The organism is Streptomyces sp. MZ04 (genome assembly GCF_004684775.1).
Classification (GTDB): domain Bacteria; phylum Actinomycetota; class Actinomycetes; order Streptomycetales; family Streptomycetaceae; genus Streptomyces.
Window position 1 is genome coordinate 1 of sequence record NZ_SRIC01000505.1, and the last position, 2,621, is coordinate 2,621.

The window sequence follows — 2,621 nt, forward strand, 5'->3', positions numbered from 1 at the left end:
GTGTCCCAGACGCCGATGCGGAGGGTCGGGGCGGACCAGCGGAGCCTTATGGCCGCCGGTCCCTTGGTGTGCTGCACGGCGTTTGCGACCAGCTCGGTGGCGACGAGTTCGGCGGCCTCGGTGAGGTGGGGGAGGCCGTGCAGGGTGAGGACCAGGCGGAGGGTGCGGCGGCAGATCGTGACGGCGCGGGGGTCGTTGGGGATGGAGAGGGTGTACGTCCACGGGGCGGGCGGGTGTGCGCTGAGATCTCCGGCTTCGGGCATGCGTGAACTCCGTTGTTCGCGGGTGGAAGTGGAGTGCGCGGCGAAGGGCGGGCGGTGGCAGTGTCGACCCCGCCATGGCGTGGCCGGGTGGTGCGCTTCCGGGATTCCCGGGTTTCGCAGCGTGTGCGTCGCGTCACTGAAGGTAGCGGTAAAAATTTACCGTCCGCAACTCGTTCACGTAATCTGGCACCCGGATGGGGTGCTCAACCCGGTCTGAACTATGTGTTGTTGAGGAAGTGAGTCGCATGGCGCCGAGGGTTCAGCCGACGGTTCGACAGGTCCGTCTCGGCGCCGAATTGCGCAAGCTGCGCGAGGCCGCAGGCCTGTCCTCCGGGGACGCGGCGGGCTTGCTGGGTGTCAGTCCGGCCCAGATGAGCCAGTTCGAGGCGGGAAACGCGGGGATCACAGCGGAACGCGTTCGCCGATTGGCGGCTCATTTCGCCTGCACGGACGTCGGGCTGATCGGAGCGCTGGCGGAGATGGCGGAAGATCGCACGCCGGGGTGGTGGAGCGAGTACCGGGGTGTGCTGCCGCCCTCCTTCCTGGACCTGGCGGAGCTGGAGCATCACGCCACCTTCATCCAGGAGATCGGCACCACGCATGTCACCGGCCCTCTGCAGACCGAGGACTACGCCCGTGCGGTCTTCTCGTACTGGGGATCAGAACTCCCGCCGAGCGAACTCGAACCCAGGGTTGCCCACCGCATGCACCGTAAGGAGGTCCTCGCCAAGGGCGGTGAAGCCCCTTACGCGGCGGTGCTGCACGAGTCTGTGCTGCGTACGCGGGTCGCGGACCGGAGCGTGGCCAGGGCTCAACTCGACGAGGTTCTGCGACAGTCGGAACGACCAGGAGTCACCGTGCGCGTGATCCCCTTCGACGTCGACGGGTTCGCCGGAGCGAGCGCCGCGCTGCTCTACGCAGGTGGACGCGTAACCGCACTGGACACCGTGCAGAAGGACACCCCATCCGGGTCGGCGTTCGTGGATGCGGCGGCGCAGCTCCAGGCGATGCGAACACTCTTCCGTAGAGTGGAGTCGGCATCACTCGAACCCGCCCAGTCGCGGGACTTCATCCACCGCCTCTCCAAGGAGCTGTGAGACGTGATCCAGTGGCAGAAGTCATCCTTCTCCAGCGGTTCGGACGGGGCTTCGTGCGTGGAACTTGCCTCACACGACGACAAGTTGCTGCTCCGCGAAAGCGATGACCCCACCCAGGTGCTAGCCCTCACCCGCAGTGGCCTCGCCGCCCTGCTGCAACAGATACGAACGGCCCGGCCATGATCCAGTGGCAGAAGTCGACGTACTCCGGTGGTGCGGATGGCAATGAGTGCGTAGAGCTGGGCTGGGCCAACGACAAGTTGCTGCTCCGCGAAAGCGACGCCCCGGCCCAGGTGATATCCCCCGCCCCCGCAAGCCTCACCGCCCTCCTCCGCCGGCTCAGGGCCGACCGCCGCTGACGGAGTCCCGACGTCACTCGGCAAGCTCCGCCACCCCCGTCACCCGATGCAACGGATACGTCCTGACCTCGTCCGCCGTGTGGTCGTACGCCGTGACGAAGCCGCCCTCCACGCGGATCGGGGCGATCACGCGCTGGCTGGCCGAACCCTCCGCGTTCACGTAGCCGATCCAGACCGCCTCGCCGGTCAGGACGGCCGCCTGCATCGTGGCGAGGGTCTCCGCCGCCGTCGTGCGGGGGAGGGCGCCTGCCGTCTCCGGGGTGTCCTTGCGCGGCGTCGTCGAGGCCAGGTCGCCCGCCCGGATGGCGCGTACCGCGGCGCCGATCATGGTGTCGTCCGGCAGCGGCGGGCCGTCGTGGACGGGCTCGGGGGCGGTGCGCGGCGGGGTGCGGTGGGCGTGCGCGCGGTGGATCAGTACGTCGCCCTCGGCGCTCTCCGCGGCGGGCGCGAAGCCCATCGAGCGCAGCCCTTCGAGGAGCGCGCCGGGGTCGGCCTGCGCGGCGAGCACGGTGGGGGCGAGGCGGCGCAGGCGCAGGCCCTGGGAGCGTTTGTCGGCGAGGATCTCGTTGAGCAGCGCCTCGTCGTCGCAGCGTACGTATGCCGATGCGGCGCCGATCCGCAGATGCCCGTGCTTACGGGCCACGTCGTCGATGAGGTAGGTCAGCGGCTGCGGCACCGGTGTGCGCGAGTGCGCGGCCAGGAAGGCGTGCAGGTCGGACGCGGACTTGCCCGCGTCGAGCGCGCGGCGCACAGAGCCGGGCGTGAAGCGGTACACCGTCGCCCCGCCCTTCGACTCGACGTCCGCGAGTACGGCGAGCGTCTCCGCGAGCGGGCGCTCCAGCGGGCCGGGGGCCACCGCGGTGAGGTCCGCCTGGAGGAGCACGTGGTCGAGGGGCTCGGGG

The 2,621-nt window shown here is 69.8% G+C and carries 4 protein-coding genes and 1 pseudogene; 3 read left to right on the forward strand and 2 right to left on the reverse strand.

What is annotated here, in order from left to right; all coding sequences use genetic code 11:
* Positions 1–263 (reverse strand): annotated as a pseudogene (locus E2651_RS42515) (ATP-binding protein); the annotation flags it as partial.
* Between the two features lie 245 nt (positions 264–508).
* Here E2651_RS42515 and E2651_RS42520 point away from each other — a divergent pair.
* From E2651_RS42520 to E2651_RS42530, 3 genes are read left to right on the forward strand one after another with little or no spacing between them, the layout of a single operon-like run.
* Positions 509–1,360: a helix-turn-helix transcriptional regulator gene (locus tag E2651_RS42520; RefSeq protein WP_135336615.1), complete on the forward strand. Its 852-nt coding sequence runs from the start codon at positions 509–511 to the stop codon at positions 1,358–1,360.
* A 3-nt stretch (positions 1,361–1,363) separates the two neighbouring features.
* Positions 1,364–1,543 carry a DUF397 domain-containing protein gene (locus tag E2651_RS42525; RefSeq protein WP_135336616.1) on the forward strand — a complete coding sequence of 60 codons (180 nt, stop codon included), beginning with the start codon at positions 1,364–1,366 and terminating at the stop codon, positions 1,541–1,543.
* Positions 1,540–1,719 (forward strand): DUF397 domain-containing protein, encoded by a 180-nt coding sequence (locus E2651_RS42530; RefSeq protein WP_135336617.1) that lies wholly within the window; start codon positions 1,540–1,542, stop codon positions 1,717–1,719. Before E2651_RS42525 ends, E2651_RS42530 begins: the two co-directional genes overlap by 4 nt.
* 13 nt (positions 1,720–1,732) lie before the next feature.
* Here the strand turns inward: E2651_RS42530 and E2651_RS42535 are convergent.
* On the reverse strand, positions 1,733–2,621 hold an 889-nt coding region (locus tag E2651_RS42535), incomplete at its 5' end, for a helicase C-terminal domain-containing protein (RefSeq protein ID WP_209446389.1).